This window comes from Roseivivax sp. CAU 1761, from assembly GCF_054482755.1.
The window spans coordinates 58,492-76,276 of the sequence record NZ_JBTLRM010000001.1 but is presented as its reverse complement, the minus strand read 5'-3'; the positions used below and the strand labels follow the sequence as shown (position 1 = coordinate 76,276).

Below are 17,785 nucleotides of genomic sequence, written 5' to 3'. Positions count from 1 at the left end.
CGGGCCCGGACGGGGGCCCGGGCGGGCGGCCAGGATGCCCGGCGAGTGCGGCGGATTGGCGGTGAAAAGCGCAAGTTTTCATGGTGCGGATATGCCGGCGGCCCGCACCGGAGGCGGGCCGTCGCGACAGCGCCGGGCCGCAGGTCAGGCGCCCGGATCGCCCATCCCGTCGTCCCAGCCGGTGCCCCGCGATCCATCCTCGCCGTCGTCGCAGGCGATCAGGAGACCCTCGACATCCTCGGCGGTCAGGTCGTCCGGGTGATGGCGGAAGGCCGGCAGGCTCCAGGCCTTGCCGCCGCCCTCGTCCGCGCCGCCCGTCCCTTTCGTGCCGCCGGAACCGGAGCCTTTCGTGCCACCCGACCCGGAGCTCTTGGTGCCACTGGACCCGGAGCCCCTGGTGCTACCCGAAGCGGAGCCCTTCGTGCCACCCGAAGCGGAGCCCTTCGTGCCACCCGACCCGGAGCCCTTGGTGCCGCCCGAGCCCGAGCCCCTGGTGCCGCCGGACCCCGAGCCCTTGGTGCCGCCCGACCCGGAGCCCTTGGTGCCGCCGGAACCCGAGCCCTTGGTGCCACCCGACCCGGAGCCTCGGGTGCCGCCGGAGCCCGAGCCCTTGGTGCCGCCCGAGCCGGAGCCCTTCGTGCCACCCGACCCGGAGCCCCTTGTGCCACCCGAACCGGAGCCCCGGGTGCCACCCGAACCGGAGCCCTTGGTGCCGCCCGAACCCGAGCCCTTCGTGCCGCCCGAGCCGGAGCCCCTCGTGCCGCCGGTCTCCGGCGTCTCGGAGCGGATGAAGCTGGTGAGCGCGACCTTGACCGGCTGGCCCGGGCCATGCGCGCCGATGACCTCGAGATCGGCCTCGGTGTAGAAGACCGCATTCGGGTCCTCGGGCAGCAGGATCTCGTCGATGCCCTCGAAATGGCCCCAGCCCACCGGGCTGCCACCGGCGCCGAGAAACTCCACGGTGCCCGACTGCGCGCCGGTCACCGGGTCGGTCGTCAGGTTGATCACGGAGACCGCCCCGGCATCGCTGAGATCGAGCACCGTCAGCGCCTCGGCGGTCCCGGCGCCCGCCGAACCGTCCGTGCCCGCCATCGCCTCCGCGAGATGCGCGTCGTACCAGGCCGACAGGCCCGGCCCCTCGATCCCGCCATTGTGGTAGCTCTTGCCGCCGCCGTCTCCCGACCGGCCTACGCCGCCGGTGCCGCCCGTGCCGCCGGCGGTGGCCTTGCTCTTCGACGTCCAATCCCTCGCCATGCCGCTCCGATCCCGCTGATGAACTGCGCTTGTCCCCTCGGCGGCGCCACGATCCGGGCCGGGCCGGAGGGGGGTCGGGGCAGTCTAGGCGGAACCGCCGGAAAGGGGAGATGCGAAAGCGAAGACGTGTCGGAAACCCGGCGGATTGGGCGGGGATCGAAAACAATGGCCGCGGGGCGGCGCGATTGTCCCGGCAGAGACCGGGACGCGACCCGGAGCGGCCGGACGCGGCGGGCCGTCCCGCCCAACCGTCCGGGCGGCCGCGCCCCGAATCGCGCTGCCCCGGACCCGGCGCGCGCCCGCCGCGCCCGGGCGCCCCGGTTGCCGAAACCGCGGCGGAATCCGCCAGCCCTGCCCCGCGGCGCCTGCGCGGACGGCGAAGGCCGCCAAAACCGAACCCTGCCCTTGCGTCAGGTGTGGCTTGCATGCAGTTGCAGATGCTTGGCTTTGGTGACAGCTTGCCGCCGAATTCGCGGCCGTTCGGCCGCGCGGCTCAAGGGAGGAGAGCGGGACCGTGCTCATTCGCGCCATCGACGCGATCAACGAGGTTGTCGGACGTGTCGTCGTCATCCTGGCGATCGTGTTCGCCGGAATCATCATCTACGACGTGATCATGCGATACGTCTTCAACGCGCCCACCCGCTGGGCCTTCGACGTGTCGAAACAGATCTTCGGCTTCTACTTCATCCTGCTCGGCGGCTACGCGCTGCGCCACCAGGCGCATGTCCGGGTCGACCTGCTGACCGAACGCTTCGGGCCGATGCTGGCGCGGATCGTCGACATCGCCGGCTACCTGATCTTCTTCTTTCCCTTCACCTGGGTCTTCACCATGCGGTCCTTCGAATTCGCCCGCACCTCCTGGGCCCAGGGCGAGGTCACCTACGGCGCCGTGGCGGTGCCGGTCTACCCGCTCAAGGCGGCGCTCTGCCTGGGCGCCGCGCTGCTGCTGATCCAGGGCGTCAGCGAGGTGCTCAAGGTCGTGCTCGGCCCCCGCAAAGAGGAGCTGGCCCATGGGCGGTGAAACGATCGCGCTGGTGATGTTCGGCCTGCTGGTGGTGGGCCTGATGATGGGCCACCCGCTGGCCTTCGTGCTGGGCGGCACCGCGGTGCTGGGCGCGGTGATCGCCGGCAAGACCATGGTGCTGGGCATCGTCATCAACCGCATCTTCGGCGACGTGCTCGACAATTACACCCTGATCGCCATCCCGCTCTTCGTGCTGATGGCGCAGTTCCTGTCCAATTCGGGCGTCACCGATAAGATGTTCGAGAGCCTGCGGCTGTTGATGTCGAACGTCCGCGGCGGCCTGGCGCTGGCGGTGGTGTTCATCTCCATCCTGCTCGCCGCGACCACCGGCATCATCGGCGCCTCGATCACCGTGATGGGGGTGATGGCGCTGCGCCCGATGCTGTCGAACGGCTATTCGCCGACGCTCACGACCGGGGTGATCGCCGCCTCGGGCTGCCTCGGCATCCTGATCCCGCCCTCGATCATGCTGATCCTGATGGCCTCCTATTCGCCGCTCTCGGTGGGCGAGCTCTTTGCCGGGGCGATGATCCCGGGCGTGGCGCTCGGCATCCTCTACGCGGTCTGGGTGGCGATCCTGGCGGTGATCCGGCCCGACATGGCGCCGTCGGTGCATCCCGACGACATGCCGCCGCGCCGCGACCTCTACCTGATGCTGATGAAGGAGGCGGTGCCGCCGCTGCTCCTGATCTTCGGCATCCTGGGCTCGCTGCTGGCCGGCATCGCCACCGCCACCGAGGCCTCGGCGATCGGCGCCGCGCTGGCGCTGGTCATTGTCATCGCCCGCGGCCGCTTCACCCTGCCCTCCTTCTACGACGCGCTGAAGGAGACCGGTAAGACCAGCGCGATGATCCTCTTCATCGTGGTGGGCGCCACCGCCTTCACCGGGGTCTTCAACATCACCGGCGGCCTGCGCGCCACGCAGGAGATCATCCGCGGGCTCGACATGGAGCCGTGGATGCTGCTCACCGTGATGATGCTGATCGTCTTCATCCTCGGCGCCTTCCTCGACTGGACCGGCATCGTGCTGCTGAGCTTCCCGATCTTCCTGCCCATCGTGCAGGAGATGGAGGGCGTGAACCTCCTGTGGTTCGTGGTGCTGATGGCGGTGGTGCTGCAGACCTCGTTCCTGACGCCACCCTTCGGCTACGCGCTGTTCTACCTGCGCGCCATCGCGCCGAAGGAGGTCAAGACCACCCACATCATCGCCGGCGTGATGCCCTTCATCGCGCTCATCGTGCTGATGTGCATCGTCGTGGCGCTGGTCCCCGAGACGGTGACCTGGCTGCCCGAACTTCTCTACACGCAGTAATCCAAAAAGGGAGATACGGATGACTGACACGTTCAAGACTCTGGCCGCCGCGACGGCCCTGGCCACCGGCTTCGGCGTCGCCGCCGAGGCCCAGCAGACCTGGACCATGACCACCACCTGGCCGTCGTCGCTGGAGCTCATCGAGTTCGACAAGAAGTTCGTCGAGCTCGCCAACAAGCTGGTCGGCGACGAGCTGACCATCGAGTTCTTCGAGGGCGGCAGCCTGGTCCCCGCCGGCGAGGTCTTCGGCGCGGTGCAGTCCGGCACCGTGCAGGCCGGCGCCGACTGGCCGGGCTACTGGGCCGGCCGCGACGCCGCCTTCACCCCGCTGGCCACCACGCCGTCGCTGTTCAACGCCGTGGACTACGTCAACTGGATCAACGAATGGGGCGGCGACGCGCTCTATGACGAGGTCTACGGCCAGTTCGGCATGGTCTACCTGCCCTACGGCGTGACCAACAACGAAAGCGGCTTCCACACCAACAAGCAGCTGGTGACGCTCGAGGATCTCGAGGGCATGCGGCTGCGCGTCTCGGGCAACGAGCAGGGCCGCATCCTGGAGCGTCTGGGCGGCAGCCAGGTCTCGATGGCCGGCGGCGAGGTCTACCAGGCGCTCGAGCGTGGCGTCATCGACGGCGGCGAGTTCTCGACCCCGAACGTCGACTGGTCGGCGGGCTTCCAGCAGGTGACCACCAACTGGTCGACCCCGGGCTGGCACCAGTCCGCCTCGGTCTTCGGCGTCGCCATCAACAAGCAGGCCTGGGACGCGCTGAGCCCCGAGGCCCAGGAGAAGCTGGAGATCGCCGCCGACGCCACCATGATGTGGTCGCTGGCCTTCACCGAGAAGCGCGCCACCGAGGCCTATGCCAAGTGGGACGAGGCGGTGCAGATCGACCGCTATTCCGACGAGGCGCTGGCCGAGGTGCAGAAGGTCGCCAACGAGGTGATCGTCGAGGTCTCCTGCGAGAACCCGTCCGCCGCCAAGGTCTACCTGTCGATGGTCGAGTATCTCGGCGATTACGCGCAGTGGCGCGAGGCCTCGGCGCCGTTCAACCTCGGCCGCACGCCGGACGGCCCGTCGGCCGACGAGCTGCGCGCCTGCTCCGAGGGCTGATCGCCCGCACGCGCCGCCGGGCGCGCGCGCCGCGCCCCGGCCCCGCCTGACCAGGAGGCCCGCCGCGATGCCGCGGCGGGCCTTTCCGTTTGTCGCGCTTCGGCGCGGGAGCGGGCCGAAGGATCAGGGGTCATTTCCCGGCGCCGGGCCGCGCCGGCCCCGGAAGCCGGCCATCGCAGGCGCGTCCGGCGCGCGGGCGCCCCTGCTTGTGCCGCACGGACCGCGACGTGCCGAACGCAAAAGGGGCGGACCCGAAGGTCCGCCCCTTTTGTGTTTTAGCGGTGCCGCGCCGATCAGGCGGCGGCGCTTTCCTCGGTCTCGTCGAGCGCGTCGACGGCCTTCTGCAGCTCGTCCTTGTCGACCTCCTTCTCGGAGACCTTGGCCTGCTCGGCGATGTGGTCGACGACCTTGTCCTCGAAGATCGGCGCGCGCATCTGCTGCTGCATCTGCGGGTTCTGACGCACGAAGTCGAAGAAGGCCCGCTCCTGACCCGGATACTGGCGCGCCTGCGCCATGATCGCCTGGGTCATCTCGGCGTCGGAGACCTGGACCTCGGCCTTGTTGCCGACCTCGGCCAGCAGCAGGCCCAGGCGCACGCGGCGCTCGGCCAGCTTGGTGTGCTCCTCGGTGGGCTCGATCTCGCCGTGATCGTGGCCTTTGTCCTCGGGATGCTCGTCGTGATACAGCTGGTGGGCGATCTGCTTGGCCTCGGCCTCGACGAGGCTCGGCGGCAGATCGAAGCTCACCAGATCGTCGAGCTTGTCGAGCAGCTGGCGCTTCATCACCTGGCGCGCGGCGCCGGTATACTCGGCCTCGAGACGCTCGCGGATCTGGCCCTTCAGCGCCTCGAGATCCTCGGCACCGAACTTCTTGGCCAGCTCGTCGTCGATCTCGGCGGCGACCGGCTTCTTCACCTCCTTGACGGTGACGTCGAAGGTCGCGGCCTTGCCGGCCAGGTGCTCGGCGCCGTATTCCTCGGGGAAGTTGACCTCGACGGCCTTCTCCTCGCCGGCCTTCACGCCCTTGAGCTGCTCTTCGAAGCCCGGGATGAAGGAGTTCGAGCCCAGCACCAGCGGGTAATCCTCGGCGGCGCCGCCCTCGAAGGCCTCGCCGTCGACCTTGCCGACGAAGTCGATCACCACCTGGTCGCCGTCTTCCGCCGCGCGGCCGTCCTCGGCCTCGAAGCTCTGGGCGCTCTCGGCGAGGTTCTTCAGCGCGTCGTCGACATCGCTGTCGGACGCCTTGACCACCAGCTTCTCGAGCTCGAGACCGGAGAAGTCGACCTCGGGGATCTCGGGCAGCTTCTCGTATTTCATCTCGACCTGGACGTCGTCGCCTTCCTGCCAGTCGTCATTGGTCATCTTGACCTCGGGCTGGAGCGCCGGGCGATCGCCGGAATCCTCGAAATGCTTGGACATCGCGCCGTCGATGGCTTCCTGCATGGATTCGCCGAGCAGACGCTGCCCGTACTGCTTCTTCAGCAGCGCCATCGGCACCTTGCCCTTGCGGAAGCCCTTCATCTCGATCGAGGGCTGCGCCTCGGCGAGCTTCTCGTTGACCTTCGCGTCCAGCTCGTCGGCGGTCAGCGTGATCGCGTAGCCCCGCTTCAGGCCTTCGTTGAGGGTCTCGGTGACCTGCATCTTGCGTTCGTCCTTCTCATCTCGTCTCTTGGTCGGGCGGGGTCATTGCATGCCCCCTTGCCGGACCGACGTTCCAATCCGATGGTGCGGGAGACGGGACTCGAACCCGTAAGCCAGTTACGGCACAGGAACCTAAACCCTGCGTGTCTACCAGTTCCACCACCCCCGCAATCGCGCTGAAAGGGCCGAGTGCCACCGGCAGCCCGCCCCGCAACGGAATCTCGGCGTAGATAGACTCCTCGCGGCGCCTCCGCAAGCGCGGGATGGCGCCCGGGAGCGGCGCCGCGCTGCCCCGGCGGAGGGCCGCGGGGCGCGAACCGGCTGTTCGCCGCGGCGAACGGGCTAGATGGGCCGGAATGCACAGCGAAGGAGCCCGAAATGAGCCGACGCGACGACCTGGTGGAAAGCTTCATGGCGCGCGTCGAGGCGCGCAACGCCCACCAGCCGGAATTCCTGCAGGCGGTCGAGGAGGTCGCCCGCGACGTCCTGACCGTGGAGAAGGCGCATGCCTCCTGGTCCGCCGCCCGGGTGCTCGACCGGCTGGCCGAGCCCGACCGGATCATCCAGTTCCGAGTGCTCTGGGAGGCCGATGACGGCAGCCCGCAGATCAACCGCGGCTGGCGGGTGCAGCATTGCAACGCCATCGGCCCCTACAAGGGCGGGCTGCGCTTCCATCCCACCGTGACCACCTCGGTGCTGAAGTTCCTGGCCTTCGAGCAGGTCTTCAAGAACGCCCTGACAGGGCTGCCGCTGGGCGGCGGCAAGGGCGGCGCGGATTTCGACCCGCGCGGCCGCTCGGACCGCGAGATCATGCGCTTCTGCCAGGCCTTCATGGCCGAGCTCGCGCATCATATCGGCCCCGATTACGACGTCCCGGCCGGCGACATCAATGTCGGCCCGCGCGAGATCGGCTGGCTCTTCGGCGCCTACAAGCGCCATCACGGCGAATTCCACGGCGCCCTGACCGGCAAGGGCGAGGTGTTCGGCGGCAGCGCGCTCCGGGTCGAGGCGACGGGCTACGGGCTGATCTACTTCGTCGACTGCATGCTGGCCGAGCGCGACCTGTCGCTCGAGCGCCGGCGCGTGGCGATCTCGGGCAAGGGCAATGTCTCCACCCATGCCGCCGAGAAGGCGATCCAGCAGGGCGCCGTGGTGGTCACGCTCTCGGACACGTCGGGGACGCTGCACGCGCCCGACGGCTTCAGCCAGGAGGCGGTGGAATGGGTCCGCACCCGCAAGGCCGCCGGCGACGACATCGCCGACCCGCCGCGCGATTTCGGCCTGACCTGGTGCGAGGGCGCGCAGCCCTGGCGCTTCGAGGCCGATATCGCCCTGCCCTGCGCCACCCAGAACGAGATGGATGACGACGCCGCCCGGGCCGCGCTCGATGCCGGGGTGACGCTCATCGCCGAGGGCGCCAACATGCCGCTCACCGCCGGGGCGGTCGAGGTCATCGCCGCCGCCGGCATCCCGCACGCGCCGGGCAAGGCGGCCAATGCCGGCGGCGTCGCGGTCTCGGGGCTGGAAATGAGCCAGAACGCGCAGGGCCGCTTCCTCTCCGCCGAGGAGGTCGATGCCGGGCTGCACGGCATCATGCGTGGCATCCACCGCAAGGTGGCGCGCGAAAGCCGCGGCGGCCGCATCGACTACCGCCGCGGCGCCAATCTCGCGGCCTACCGCAAGGTGGCCGAGGCGCTGTGCTTCTACGGCATCGTGTAACGGCGGCCGCCCGCCGCCACGGCCCGCCGGAGGATTCGTCCGACATGCAGACCGAACGTTTCGAGACGCCGCGCGGGACCGTGACCCGGGTCACGCTGCGCAACCGCCATCTCACCTTTCGCGCGGTGAGCTGGGGCGCGGCGGTGCAGGATCTGCGGCTCGCCGGCGTGCCGCATCCGCTGGTCCTGGGCCTCGCCGATCCGGCCGATTACGCCGCCGCGGTGGCGCCCTATTTCGGCAGCATCGTCGGACGTGTCGCCAACCGCATCGCCGGGGCGAGCGCCGAGATCGCCGGGCGGCGCCACCGCTTCGACGCCAACGAGCGCGGCGCCACGCTGCATGGCGGGCGCGCGGGCAGCGCCGACCGCAACTGGCGGATCGCCGATCTGCGGTCCGACCGGGTGACCTTCGCCGACGACCTGCCCGACGGCCATATGGGCTTTCCCGGCCGCCTGCGGGTCGGCGCGACCTACCGGCTCGACGGCGCGGCGCTGGAGATCGCGCTCGGGGCCGAGACCGACGCGCCGACATTCTGCAACTTCGCGCCGCACATCTATTTCAACCTCTCGGGCGGCCCGGCGATCGACGACCACGTCCTGACCCTGGCGGCCAATCGCTACCAGCCGACCGACGCCGCGGGCATTCCGCTGGGCGACCCGGAGCCGGTCGCGGCCACCCGCTTCGACTTCCGCGCCGGCGCGGTGCCGCGGCGCATCGACCACAATCTCTGTCTCGCCGCGGCGCGCCGCGCCCCGGTCGCGGTGGGGGCGCTCGCGGCGGGCGGCGTGACCATGCGCATCACCACCACCGAAACCGGGATCCAGGTCTACGATGCCGGGCCGCTCGCCGTCGCGCCGGGGCGCGGGCTCGACGGGCGCGGCTATGGCGGCCGGGGCGGGCTGGCGCTCGAGCCCCAGGCCTGGATCGACGCGCCCAACCGGGCCTGGCGCGCGCAGGTGGACCTGGCGCCGGGAGAGCGCTACGAGAGCCTGACGCGCTTCGCCTTCGCGCGGGACGCGGTCGCCGGGCAGGACGAATGACCGGCGGTGCGGCTTCCGACGCCGCCCGCCCTGCCCGATCGCCGCGCGTCCGGGGACCGTCATGACCAACCGTCTCGCCCTCCTTCTCGCCGCCGTCCTGCTGGCGCTGATCACCGCCGATCTCGCCCTGTCGGACGGCGAGACGCTGCTGTTTCTCGCCCGGCGCGGTTTCGCGCTTCTCCACCACGTCGCCTTCTGGCGCTGACCCGCCCCCTTCCGGAGCGGTTGACCGGGCGGCAGTTTCGGGCACCTTGACACTCTAGGGCCGGTTTGGTTGTTAGCGGTAACAGACACACCGGACATTCACCGGAGGAGAACACGCATGACGACCAGGGTTGCCATCAACGGCTTCGGCCGCATCGGGCGGAACGTGCTGCGTTCGATCGTGGAATCGGGGCGCACGGATATCGAGGTCGTGGCGATCAACGATCTCGGCCCCGTGGAGACCAACGCGCATCTGCTGATGTTCGACAGCGTGCACGGCCGTTTCCCGGCCGAGGTGACGACCGGCGAGGACAGCATCGATGTCGGCCGCGGCCCGATCCGCGTCAGCGCCATCCGCGACCCCAAGGAACTGCCCTGGTCGGATGTCGACATCGTGCTGGAATGCACCGGCATCTTCACCTCGCGCGAGAAGGCGGCGCTGCATCTCGAGAACGGGTCCAAGCGCGTGCTGGTCTCGGCGCCCTGCTCGGAGGCGCACAAGACCATCGTCTACGGCGTCAACCACGAGAGCCTGACGGCCGAGGACACGGTGGTCTCGAACGCCTCCTGCACCACAAATTGCCTGGCCCCGGTGGCCAAGGTGCTGAACGACGCCATCGGCATCACCCGCGGCTTCATGACGACGATCCACTCCTATACCGGCGACCAGCCGACGCTCGACACCATGCACAAGGATCTCTACCGCGCCCGCGCCGCGGCGCTGTCGATGATCCCGACCTCGACCGGCGCCGCCAAGGCGGTGGGCCTGGTGCTGCCCGAGCTCAACGGCAAGCTCGACGGCGTGGCGATCCGGGTGCCGACGCCCAACGTCTCGGTGGTCGACTTCACCTTCGAGGCGGCGCGCGACACCTCGGCCGAGGAGATCAACGACGCCATCCGCAAGGCCGCCGGCGGCGCGCTCAAGGGCATCCTCGACGTCACCGACCGCAAGCTGGTGAGCTCGGACTTCAACCACGATGCGCATTCGTCGATCTTCGCCACCGACCAGACCAAGGTGATGGACGGCAATTTCGTCCGCGTGCTGAGCTGGTACGACAACGAATGGGGCTTCTCGAACCGCATGGCCGACACCGCCGTGGCGATGGGCAAGCTGCTCTGAGCGCAGAGGCTCGGGCCGCCCCGGGGCGCGGCGCGCCGCCGGGTGCGGAGCGATCGACGCACCGGGCATGGGGGCTGTTGCCCCTGCCGAGCCGCGGCGCACACCCGGTCCTGGCGCGCCGCCGCGCGCCCGGCCGCCGCGCATCGGGCAACCGTCCGCCGCGCCCGGAGGCGGGCGGATTTCCCTCCGGCCGCGCACCCGGGCTCTGGGCCGGACGCTGGGCACGGGGCCGGCCGTTGGGCTCTGGGCCCGGCCGCTAGCTCGGGGCCGGCCGTTGGGCTCGGGGTCGGCCGCTAGGCTCGGGATCGGCGGCGCCCGAAGCGCGCGCAGCGCGCTTGCCGAGCGCCGCGGAGCCGGCCTTTCGGGCGGCCCCGCCGCTCCCTCGGGCGGGCTTTGACCGCACCGCGCCGCGCACCGCCAGGGGCCCGCACGAGCCGCGCGCCGCCAAGGCCGCCCAAATCCAGGCTTTGACGCACCGCGCCATAGCATAGTCGGCACAGGCGGGCCCCGGCCCTTGCGGTCCTGGGCACTCGCCCCCGGCCCGGAATCGCACAGGGCGGGCGGCGCGACGGGCGCCGGTTGCGACGCGCCGGGCACCGGTTGCGGCGCGCGGGGCGGTCGGATCAGCCGCCCGGGCGCATCGTCGCCCGGGCGGCCTCGTATCCCGGCTTTGCCGGGGCAAGCGGCACGGCCTCGACCCGGGGAGGCGCCGCGAAGGGCGCCGCCATGGTCATGCCGCTGCGGGCCGCCGCGGCGAGCGCCGCGGCGAAGTCCGCCCGGTTCGGGGCGGGGGGCGGGGCCTTCGGCCCCGCGTGTGTCATGGGCGCGTTCTGCGCCGGCGCGATCCGCGCGATGCTGTCCATCCGTGTCTCCGCCTGACCGGTCCCGGACCGAGACTGGCGCATCGCGGTTAACAGCGCCCTAGCGCGACCCCGCGCCTTGCGCGAATTTCGCCTGCAGCGCGTCGCGCACCTCGGGCGTCACGAACTTGCTGACATCGCCGCCGAGCCGCGCGATCTCCTTCACCAGCTTCGAGGCGATGGCCTGGTGCCGCGCCTCGGCCATCAGGAACACCGTCTCGATCGAGGCGTCGAGCGCGCGGTTCATGCCGACCATCTGGAACTCGTACTCGAAATCCGCCACCGCGCGCAGGCCGCGCACGATGACCTGCGCGCCGACCTCGCGGGCGCAGTCGATGAGCAGATTCTCGAACGGGTGCACGACGATCTCGATGCCGGTCTCGGCGGCGAGCTGCGCGCATTCGTGGCGGATCATCGCCACGCGCTGGTCGAGATCGAAGAGCGGTCCCTTGTCGCGGTTGATCGCGACGCCGATGACCAGCCGGTCGACGAGAAGGGCGGCGCGGCGGATGATGTCCACATGGCCCAGCGTGATCGGGTCGAAAGTGCCCGGATAGAGACCGGTTCGCATGGCCGCCCCCCTGAATTGTTCCCGCGCGGACGCAACAATATTGCGCGCGCGATTGCAAGCGGGAATGCCGGGACGGCGGCCGCCGCCCCGCCCGCCCGGGCCGCGGTCAGGCCGCGACCACCTCCTGGCGCTGCTGGCCGAGCCCGGCCACGGTCAACTCCATCACGTCGCCGGGCTTCAGGAAGCGCTGCGGCTTCATGCCCATGCCGACGCCTTCGGGCGTGCCGGTGGCGATCACGTCGCCGGGCATCAGCTTCATGAACTGGCTCATGTAGGCGATGACGGTGGCGACGCCGAAGATCATGTCCGAGGTGCTGGAGGATTGCACGGCCTCGCCGTTCAGGCTGAGCGACAGGTCGAGCGCCTGCGGATCGGCGATCTCGTCGGCGGTCACCAGCCAGGGCCCGGTGGGGCCGAAGCTCGGCGCCGACTTGCCCTTGATCCACTGGCCGTTGCGCTCGATCTGAAACTCGCGCTCGGAGACGTCGTTGATGACGCAATAGCCGGCGACGTGGTCCAGCGCCTCCTCCTCGGAGATGTAGAGCGCCTCGCGGCCGATCACCACGCCGAGCTCGACCTCCCAGTCGGTCTTCTGCGACTTGCGCGGAATGATCACCGGATCGTTCGGCCCGGACAGCGCCGAGGCCGCCTTGGAGAACAGGATCGGCTCGGGCGGGTTCTTTGCGCCGGTCTCGGCAGCGTGCTTGGCGTAGTTCAGCCCGACGCAGTAGAAGTTCGGCACCCAGGCCAGGCAGGCGCCGATGCGCCCCGGCGCCTCGATCACCGGCAGCGTCTCGACGTCGATGGCGCGGATCGCCTCCAGCGCCTCGAGGCTCACGCCCTTGCCGGCGAAGTCCTCGACCCGGCCCGACAGGTCGCGCACCCGGCCTTCGGCATCCAGAATGCCCGGGCGTTCCTGCCCCGGCGCGCCGGTTCTGATCAGTTTCATGACACCTCCCTCTTCGCTGTCCGCTCGCGGTCACCGGCTTGCCCGGTGCCGTTGCGCCAACGTTTGGCACGGTCCGGCGGCGATGCAAAGACGTGCCCCTCCCCTTTGCCGGCCATCGGCCTAATCTCTGGGCCCTGATCGCAGGCAGCGGGAATGGGGATGGCGACAGGCTTGGGCAACATGCTGGCCGACGGCGCGGCGCCGATGCCGTGGCGCAAGGTTGCGGGCGTGCTGCTGGCGGCGGTGCTGCCGCCGGTGGTGGCGGTGGCGGCCTTCGGGCCGGCGGGCGCGGTGGCCTTCATCGCGGCGATGCCGGCGCATCTGGCGGCCAAGGAATCGGGCATCCAGGTGGCGGTGCTGGTGACGCTGGTGACCGGGATCGGCGGCGTGCTGGCGCTGGGCGATCCCGACATGGCGCTGCTGGTGGCGGCCTGCCTCGCGGCGATGACCGCGATCGCCTGCCATCACGGTTTCGCCCGGCCCTGCCTGCGCGCGCTCTTCACCTGGGCGGTGTTCACCGGGCCGATCCTGCCGGCCGAGGACAAGCCGCTGCTGCTGGTGCTCTACGTCACCGCCATGGTCTGGAGCCTGGGGGTCACCAGGGCCTTCGGCGACGCCGCCGAGGATGGCCGCGGCGGGCGCTCGACCCCGGCCTACAGCCTGATCTTCGGGCTGGCGCTGGGGATCGGGCTGGTGGTCTCGGTCTGGGTCGGCGGGCGCTATTTCGGCGAGCACGGCTTCTGGTTCCCGCTGACCTTCGCGGTGCTTTGGCTGCCGCCCTTCGGGCAGCTCTTCTCACGCACCATGAAGCGCACGCTGGGCACGCTCCTCGGCACCGCGGCGGCGCTGGCGCTGGCCTGGGCCAGCGGCGAGGGCGCGGCCGGGACCGTGCTGGCCGTTCTCGCCCTGCCCTTCGCCTTCCGGATGCTGCCGCGCTCCTATCTGGTCTTCACCGCGCTGCTGACCTTCGTGATCCTCGAGGCGCTGGCGCTGGTCTCCGAGGTCGACCGCCTGGCCGCCGAACGGGTGACCACGATGTTCGCCGCGGCGGTGATGACGCTGGGCCTGGCCGCCACCATCGCCGGGGCGCTGAAACTCTTGGCCCCGGACGTGCTGGAGGAAATGCTGGAGGGCCCCGACCGCTTCACCCGCCCGGCGCGGCCGCGCCCGCGCGCCGACGACGCCTGAGGGGCGGCTCCGGCGGGCTTCCGGTCGTGCGTGCCGGCGGGCTCAGTCGTCGAGCGCCTCGGCCACCAGCGCGCCGCGCGCCCCGATCACCCGGCCCGCCAGCCGGGCGCCGCGGCGTACCCCCGCATCGGGCGCCGCGCCCTGGAAAAGGGCCGCCAGGTAGCCGGCCGCGAAACTGTCGCCGGCAGCGGTGGTGTCGACGATCCGGTCCACCGGCTCCGGGGCGATCTCGCGCTCCCCGCCCGCGGCGTCCCAGAGCGTCACCGCCCCGGCGCCGTTCTTCACCACCACCTCGGCGGCGCCGCAATCGCGGTAGCGCGCCACCGTCTCGCCGGGGGTCTCGTCGCCGAACAGGCCCTGTTCCTCGTCGAAGCTCGGCAGCACGATGTCGGCGGCCCCGGCCCCGGCCTCAAGCCCGGCCCGCATCGCCGCCTCGTCCTCCCAGAGCCGCGGCCGCAGGTTGGTGTCGAAGGAGATCCGCGTGCCGGCGCGCCTCGCCCGGCCCAGCGCCGCGATCAGCCGGGCCCGGCCCTCCGGCGACAGGATCGCCAGGGTGATGCCCGAGACGTGGATCAGCGACCGCCCGGCGCAGATCGCGTCGAGCCAGTCGCCATCCTCGGCCAGCCGCCGCGCCGCTGACTGGCCGCGCCAGTAGGAGAAGCTGCGCTCGCCGTCGCGGAGCGCGATCATGTAGAGGCCGAGCGTGCGCTCCGGGTCGCGCCTCAGCGCGTCCGTGGCGATGCCCTCGGCGGCGAGGAAGGCTGCCATCTCGTCGGAGATCGCGTCGCTGCCGATGACGCTGCCGAAGGCCACCGGCATGTCGGGGCCGAGCAGGCGCCGGGCATACCAGGCGGTGTTGAAGGTGTCGCCGGCGAAGCCGCGGCGGTAGAGCCCGTCGCCGGCCTCGGCCAGTTCGACCATGCATTCGCCGACCGTGAGAACCCCGCCGCTCATGCCGCGCGGGCTCCGCGGCAGCGCGGGTGGCGGAGCGGGGCGGTGGGACGGACGGTCACGGGGCGAACTCCTGAGGCTTGGGGCTGCGGCATTGCGGCCCGGCCTGTCTTGCCGGTGACGCCCGGGGTGTCAACGGGGATGCTGCCGCAACGGCAGCCGTCGCGGGCGCGCGGGCCGCCGGGACGCGCCCCGGGGGCCCGGCTCAGCCCCGCGGCTTGCGGGCGAGGCCCATATACTGCACCGCGAGGCTCGGCCAGGGACCGAAGCGCAGATCGCCGCGGCGGTCGACGCCGCGCGGGCCGAGCCCGGCGAAACGCCCCGGCGCCAGCCCGGCGGCGTCGAGATGCGCGCGCATCTCGTCGGGGGTCAGGAACATCGCCGGGTCGTGGGCGCCGCGCGGCAGCAGCCGGATCACCCGCTCCGCCATGGTCACCGCCCCGAACCGGGCCAGCGCGGTGCGGTTGATCGTGTCGAAGAGGAAGCTGCCGCCCGGCGCCAGCACCCGCGCCGCCTCGGCCAGCACCCGCGCCGGGTCGTCCACGTGTTCGAGCACGTCGACGCAGACCACGATGTCGAACGCCGCGTCGGCAAAGGGCAGCGCCTCGCCGCGCCCGGCCAGATAGGCGATGTCGAGACCCTCCTGCGCGGCATGGCGGGCCGCTGCGGCCACCGCCTTGGCCGCCGGGTCGAGCCCGGTCACGCGGGCGCCGCGCGCGGCCAGGGCCTCGGCCATGAAGCCGCCGCCACACCCAAGGTCAAGCACGCGCCGCCCCGGCCAGACGACGTGACGGTCGAACCAGCGCAGCCGGCCCGGCACCATGTTGCGCAGCGTGCGCAGCCAGCGCACCTCGTCCGACCACCAGCTGTCGGCGTGGCCGTCATAGATCGTCAGGTCGTTGGCATGGGGATCGCGCATCGTGTCGGGGGCCCTCGGCGGCGGGCCGCACCGGCCGGCCCATGGCCGGCGAGCTAGCGGCGCCGGCGCCCGCGTCCAGCGGCGGCCTTTACCCCGGCACCGGCTTTTCCTATATCTTCGCTCAGGTTCACCACCCAGAACAGCAAGTCAGAAGGGACGAACGATGTCCGAAGCCGGCCCCAAGCTCGAAGGCGCGCCGCTGATCGCGCCCTCCTCCACCGATCACCCGCTCTACGATCAGGTGGTCGAGGCCTGCCGGGGCGTCTACGACCCGGAAATTCCCGTCAACATCTACGATCTCGGCCTCGTCTACACCATCGACATCGATGCCGAGAACGCCGTGAAGATCATCATGACGCTGACCGCGCCGGGCTGCCCGGTGGCCGGCGAGATGCCGGGCTGGCTGGCCGACGCGGTCGAGCCGATCGCCGGGGTCAAGCAGGTCGATGTCGAGATCACCTGGGATCCGCCCTGGGGCATGGACATGATGTCGGACGAGGCGCGGCTCGAATTGGGCTTCATGTAATCCTCTTCTGTGAGACGATGGCGCGGCGTCATGCCGGCGTTACCGGGGCGTCACCCCTTGGTCACGCCGGACCGGCACATGCCGTTCCATCGGATCGACAAGGAGGTTCACGATGTCCCGTTTCCTGCTTCTCGGCGCCGCTCTGGCGCTCATTCCCGGGGGTCTCGCCGCCCAGGCCGAGACCGCGGCCACCGGCGCCGGCGGGCTGAGCTACGGCGTCCGCCCGCATTACCTGATCGACACGATGGAGGACGGGCCGCTCAAGACGGCGCTGGCGGAATGCGCCGCGCAGACGCCCGAGCGCAGCGCCTTCTCCATCGGCCATCGCGGCGCGCCGCTGATGTTCCCGGAGCACACGGTCGAATCGAACCGCGCCGCGGCGCGTCAGGGCGCCGGCATCCTCGAATGCGACGTGACCTTCACCGCCGACAAGGAACTGGTCTGCCGGCACGCCCAGAACGACCTGCACACCACCACCGACATCGTCGCCACCGAGCTGGGCGCGAAATGCACCACGCCCTTCTCCCCGGCGGCCGAGGGCGCCGAGGCCAGCGCCGAGTGCCGGACCTCCGATCTCACGCTCGAGGAGTTCCGCAGCCTGCGGCCGAAGATGGACGCCTCCGACCCCGCGGCCGACAGCGCCGAGGCCTATCTCGGCGGCACCGCCGACTGGCGCACCGACCTCTTTGCGCACGGCGCCACGCTGATGACCCATGCCGAATCCATCGCGCTCTTCGACGCGCTCGGCGCCGATTTCACGCCCGAGCTGAAGGCGCCCTCGGTCGAGATGCCGTTCGACGGGTTCAGCCAGGAGGATTACGCCCAGAAGCTGATCGATGAATACAAGGCCGCCGGCATCGCGCCGGAACGCATCTGGCCGCAGAGCTTCAACCTCGACGACGTGCTCTACTGGATCGAGGCCGAGCCCGAGTTTGGCGCCCAGGCGGTCTACCTCGTGGAATGGACCGACGGGTTCGACGAGCAGGAGCCCGGAACCTGGGCGGAGGATTTCGCGGCGCTCCGCGACCAGGGGGTCAACTACCTCGCGCCGTCGCTCAACATGCTGCTGACGGTGGGCGAGGACGGCGCGCTGGCGGCGTCGGCCTACGCCAAGGCGGCGAAGGAGGCTGGGCTCAGGCTCATCGCCTGGACGCTGGAGCGCTCGGGCCCCCTGCACGAGGGCGGCGGCTGGTACTTCCAGTCGGTGAGCGAGGCGATCGACCGTGACGGCGACTATTTCGAGGCGCTGGACGTGCTTGCCCAAGACGTGGGCGTCGAGGGCGTGTTCTCGGACTGGCCGGCGACGGTCACCTACTACGCCAACTGCATGGGCCTCTGAGGCCCAGGGCGCGGCGGGGTTGCGCCCCGCCGCGTTTGCGCGTTGGCTCCGTCCG

17 protein-coding genes and 1 tRNA gene are annotated in these 17,785 nt (G+C 70.9%); 10 read left to right on the top strand and 8 right to left on the bottom strand.

Annotated features, from left to right (window positions below; genetic code table 11):
- Positions 1–144: 144 nt before the first annotated feature.
- A complete protein-coding gene (locus ACXYMW_RS00365) occupies positions 145–1,254 on the bottom strand; it encodes a hypothetical protein (protein ID WP_459033297.1) in 1,110 nt (369 codons plus the stop codon).
- 514 nt (positions 1,255–1,768) lie between these two features.
- Between ACXYMW_RS00365 and ACXYMW_RS00360 the strand changes: the two genes are divergently transcribed.
- Genes ACXYMW_RS00360 through dctP form a run of 3 tightly spaced genes read left to right on the top strand, consistent with a single transcriptional unit; the run spans position 1,769 to position 4,704 of the window.
- Positions 1,769–2,275: a TRAP transporter small permease subunit gene (locus tag ACXYMW_RS00360; protein ID WP_459033296.1), complete on the top strand. Its 507-nt coding sequence runs from the start codon at positions 1,769–1,771 to the stop codon at positions 2,273–2,275.
- Positions 2,265–3,590, top strand: coding sequence for a TRAP transporter large permease (locus ACXYMW_RS00355; RefSeq protein ID WP_459033295.1), 1,326 nt, complete (start codon positions 2,265–2,267; stop codon positions 3,588–3,590). The genes ACXYMW_RS00360 and ACXYMW_RS00355 overlap by 11 nt, the downstream gene beginning before the upstream one ends.
- Before the next feature lie 19 nt (positions 3,591–3,609).
- A complete protein-coding gene (gene dctP / locus ACXYMW_RS00350) occupies positions 3,610–4,704 on the top strand; it encodes a TRAP transporter substrate-binding protein DctP (protein ID WP_459033294.1) in 1,095 nt (364 codons plus the stop codon).
- 293 nt (positions 4,705–4,997) lie between these two features.
- Here the strand turns inward: dctP and tig are convergent, their stop codons facing one another.
- Together tig and ACXYMW_RS00340 are read right to left on the bottom strand one after the other, a co-directional pair.
- Complete coding sequence (gene tig / locus ACXYMW_RS00345) at positions 4,998–6,344, bottom strand: trigger factor (protein ID WP_459033293.1); 1,347 nt, start codon at positions 6,342–6,344, stop codon at positions 4,998–5,000.
- A gap of 82 nt (positions 6,345–6,426) precedes the next feature.
- Positions 6,427–6,513: transfer RNA gene (locus tag ACXYMW_RS00340), tRNA-Leu, on the bottom strand.
- A gap of 209 nt (positions 6,514–6,722) precedes the next feature.
- Here ACXYMW_RS00340 and gdhA point away from each other — a divergent pair.
- The 4 genes from gdhA (at position 6,723) to gap (ending at position 10,427) form a co-directional block, all read left to right on the top strand.
- Positions 6,723–8,063: an NADP-specific glutamate dehydrogenase gene (gene gdhA / locus ACXYMW_RS00335; protein ID WP_459033292.1), complete on the top strand. Its 1,341-nt coding sequence runs from the start codon at positions 6,723–6,725 to the stop codon at positions 8,061–8,063.
- Positions 8,064–8,107: 44 nt separating this feature from the next.
- Entirely contained in the window at positions 8,108–9,103 is a 996-nt protein-coding gene (locus tag ACXYMW_RS00330) for an aldose epimerase family protein (RefSeq protein WP_459033291.1), read from the top strand.
- A 61-nt stretch (positions 9,104–9,164) separates the two neighbouring features.
- Positions 9,165–9,308 carry a hypothetical protein gene (locus ACXYMW_RS00325; RefSeq protein ID WP_459033290.1) on the top strand — a complete coding sequence of 48 codons (144 nt, stop codon included), beginning with the start codon at positions 9,165–9,167 and terminating at the stop codon, positions 9,306–9,308.
- Between the two features lie 117 nt (positions 9,309–9,425).
- Positions 9,426–10,427 carry a type I glyceraldehyde-3-phosphate dehydrogenase gene (gene gap, locus ACXYMW_RS00320; protein ID WP_459033289.1) on the top strand — a complete coding sequence of 334 codons (1,002 nt, stop codon included), beginning with the start codon at positions 9,426–9,428 and terminating at the stop codon, positions 10,425–10,427.
- 623 nt (positions 10,428–11,050) lie between these two features.
- On the opposite strand, the gene ACXYMW_RS00315 is transcribed toward gap, so the two are convergent.
- The 3 genes from ACXYMW_RS00315 to ACXYMW_RS00305 form a co-directional block, all read right to left on the bottom strand.
- Complete coding sequence (locus tag ACXYMW_RS00315; RefSeq protein WP_459033288.1) at positions 11,051–11,290, bottom strand: hypothetical protein; 240 nt, start codon at positions 11,288–11,290, stop codon at positions 11,051–11,053.
- 58 nt (positions 11,291–11,348) lie between these two features.
- Positions 11,349–11,858 carry a pantetheine-phosphate adenylyltransferase gene (coaD, locus tag ACXYMW_RS00310; RefSeq protein ID WP_459033287.1) on the bottom strand — a complete coding sequence of 170 codons (510 nt, stop codon included), beginning with the start codon at positions 11,856–11,858 and terminating at the stop codon, positions 11,349–11,351.
- Positions 11,859–11,964: 106 nt separating this feature from the next.
- Positions 11,965–12,807: a fumarylacetoacetate hydrolase family protein gene (locus tag ACXYMW_RS00305; RefSeq protein WP_459033286.1), complete on the bottom strand. Its 843-nt coding sequence runs from the start codon at positions 12,805–12,807 to the stop codon at positions 11,965–11,967.
- 159 nt (positions 12,808–12,966) lie between these two features.
- Here ACXYMW_RS00305 and ACXYMW_RS00300 point away from each other — a divergent pair, with 159 nt between their 5' ends.
- Positions 12,967–13,995 carry an FUSC family protein gene (locus ACXYMW_RS00300; protein WP_459033285.1) on the top strand — a complete coding sequence of 343 codons (1,029 nt, stop codon included), beginning with the start codon at positions 12,967–12,969 and terminating at the stop codon, positions 13,993–13,995.
- Positions 13,996–14,037: 42 nt separating this feature from the next.
- Here ACXYMW_RS00300 and ACXYMW_RS00295 read toward each other — a convergent pair whose 3' ends face one another.
- Both ACXYMW_RS00295 and ubiG read right to left on the bottom strand, forming a co-directional pair.
- On the bottom strand, positions 14,038–14,949 hold the full coding sequence (locus tag ACXYMW_RS00295; RefSeq protein ID WP_459033284.1) for a sugar kinase: 912 nt from the start codon (positions 14,947–14,949) through the stop codon (positions 14,038–14,040).
- Positions 14,950–15,151: 202 nt separating this feature from the next.
- Positions 15,152–15,865, bottom strand: a complete 714-nt coding sequence (gene ubiG, locus ACXYMW_RS00290; protein WP_459033283.1) for a bifunctional 2-polyprenyl-6-hydroxyphenol methylase/3-demethylubiquinol 3-O-methyltransferase UbiG — start codon at positions 15,863–15,865, stop codon at positions 15,152–15,154.
- A gap of 163 nt (positions 15,866–16,028) precedes the next feature.
- Between ubiG and ACXYMW_RS00285 the strand changes: the two genes are divergently transcribed.
- Both ACXYMW_RS00285 and ACXYMW_RS00280 read left to right on the top strand, forming a co-directional pair.
- Positions 16,029–16,391, top strand: a complete 363-nt coding sequence (locus ACXYMW_RS00285; RefSeq protein WP_459033282.1) for an SUF system Fe-S cluster assembly protein — start codon at positions 16,029–16,031, stop codon at positions 16,389–16,391.
- Positions 16,392–16,503: 112 nt separating this feature from the next.
- On the top strand, positions 16,504–17,730 hold the full coding sequence (locus tag ACXYMW_RS00280) for a glycerophosphodiester phosphodiesterase family protein (RefSeq protein ID WP_459033281.1): 1,227 nt from the start codon (positions 16,504–16,506) through the stop codon (positions 17,728–17,730).
- The last annotated feature ends 55 nt before the right edge of the window (positions 17,731–17,785 follow it).

What these genes read in the sequence shown, in the direction of transcription:
- ACXYMW_RS00280 (WP_459033281.1), top strand. Translation starts at nt 16,504, where the DNA reads ATGTCCCGTTTCCTGCTTCTCGGCGCCGCTCTGGCGCTCATTCCCGGG.
- tig (WP_459033293.1), bottom strand. Translation starts at nt 6,344, where the DNA reads ATGCAGGTCACCGAGACCCTCAACGAAGGCCTGAAGCGGGGCTACGCG.
- ACXYMW_RS00295 (WP_459033284.1), bottom strand. Translation starts at nt 14,949, where the DNA reads ATGAGCGGCGGGGTTCTCACGGTCGGCGAATGCATGGTCGAACTGGCC.
- ACXYMW_RS00325 (WP_459033290.1), top strand. Translation starts at nt 9,165, where the DNA reads ATGACCAACCGTCTCGCCCTCCTTCTCGCCGCCGTCCTGCTGGCGCTG.
- ACXYMW_RS00355 (WP_459033295.1), top strand. Translation starts at nt 2,265, where the DNA reads ATGGGCGGTGAAACGATCGCGCTGGTGATGTTCGGCCTGCTGGTGGTG.
- ubiG (WP_459033283.1), bottom strand. Translation starts at nt 15,865, where the DNA reads ATGCGCGATCCCCATGCCAACGACCTGACGATCTATGACGGCCACGCC.
- dctP (WP_459033294.1), top strand. Translation starts at nt 3,610, where the DNA reads ATGACTGACACGTTCAAGACTCTGGCCGCCGCGACGGCCCTGGCCACC.
- ACXYMW_RS00315 (WP_459033288.1), bottom strand. Translation starts at nt 11,290, where the DNA reads ATGGACAGCATCGCGCGGATCGCGCCGGCGCAGAACGCGCCCATGACA.
- ACXYMW_RS00305 (WP_459033286.1), bottom strand. Translation starts at nt 12,807, where the DNA reads ATGAAACTGATCAGAACCGGCGCGCCGGGGCAGGAACGCCCGGGCATT.
- gdhA (WP_459033292.1), top strand. Translation starts at nt 6,723, where the DNA reads ATGAGCCGACGCGACGACCTGGTGGAAAGCTTCATGGCGCGCGTCGAG.
- ACXYMW_RS00365 (WP_459033297.1), bottom strand. Translation starts at nt 1,254, where the DNA reads ATGGCGAGGGATTGGACGTCGAAGAGCAAGGCCACCGCCGGCGGCACG.
- coaD (WP_459033287.1), bottom strand. Translation starts at nt 11,858, where the DNA reads ATGCGAACCGGTCTCTATCCGGGCACTTTCGACCCGATCACGCTGGGC.
- gap (WP_459033289.1), top strand. Translation starts at nt 9,426, where the DNA reads ATGACGACCAGGGTTGCCATCAACGGCTTCGGCCGCATCGGGCGGAAC.
- ACXYMW_RS00330 (WP_459033291.1), top strand. Translation starts at nt 8,108, where the DNA reads ATGCAGACCGAACGTTTCGAGACGCCGCGCGGGACCGTGACCCGGGTC.
- ACXYMW_RS00300 (WP_459033285.1), top strand. Translation starts at nt 12,967, where the DNA reads ATGGCGACAGGCTTGGGCAACATGCTGGCCGACGGCGCGGCGCCGATG.
- ACXYMW_RS00285 (WP_459033282.1), top strand. Translation starts at nt 16,029, where the DNA reads ATGTCCGAAGCCGGCCCCAAGCTCGAAGGCGCGCCGCTGATCGCGCCC.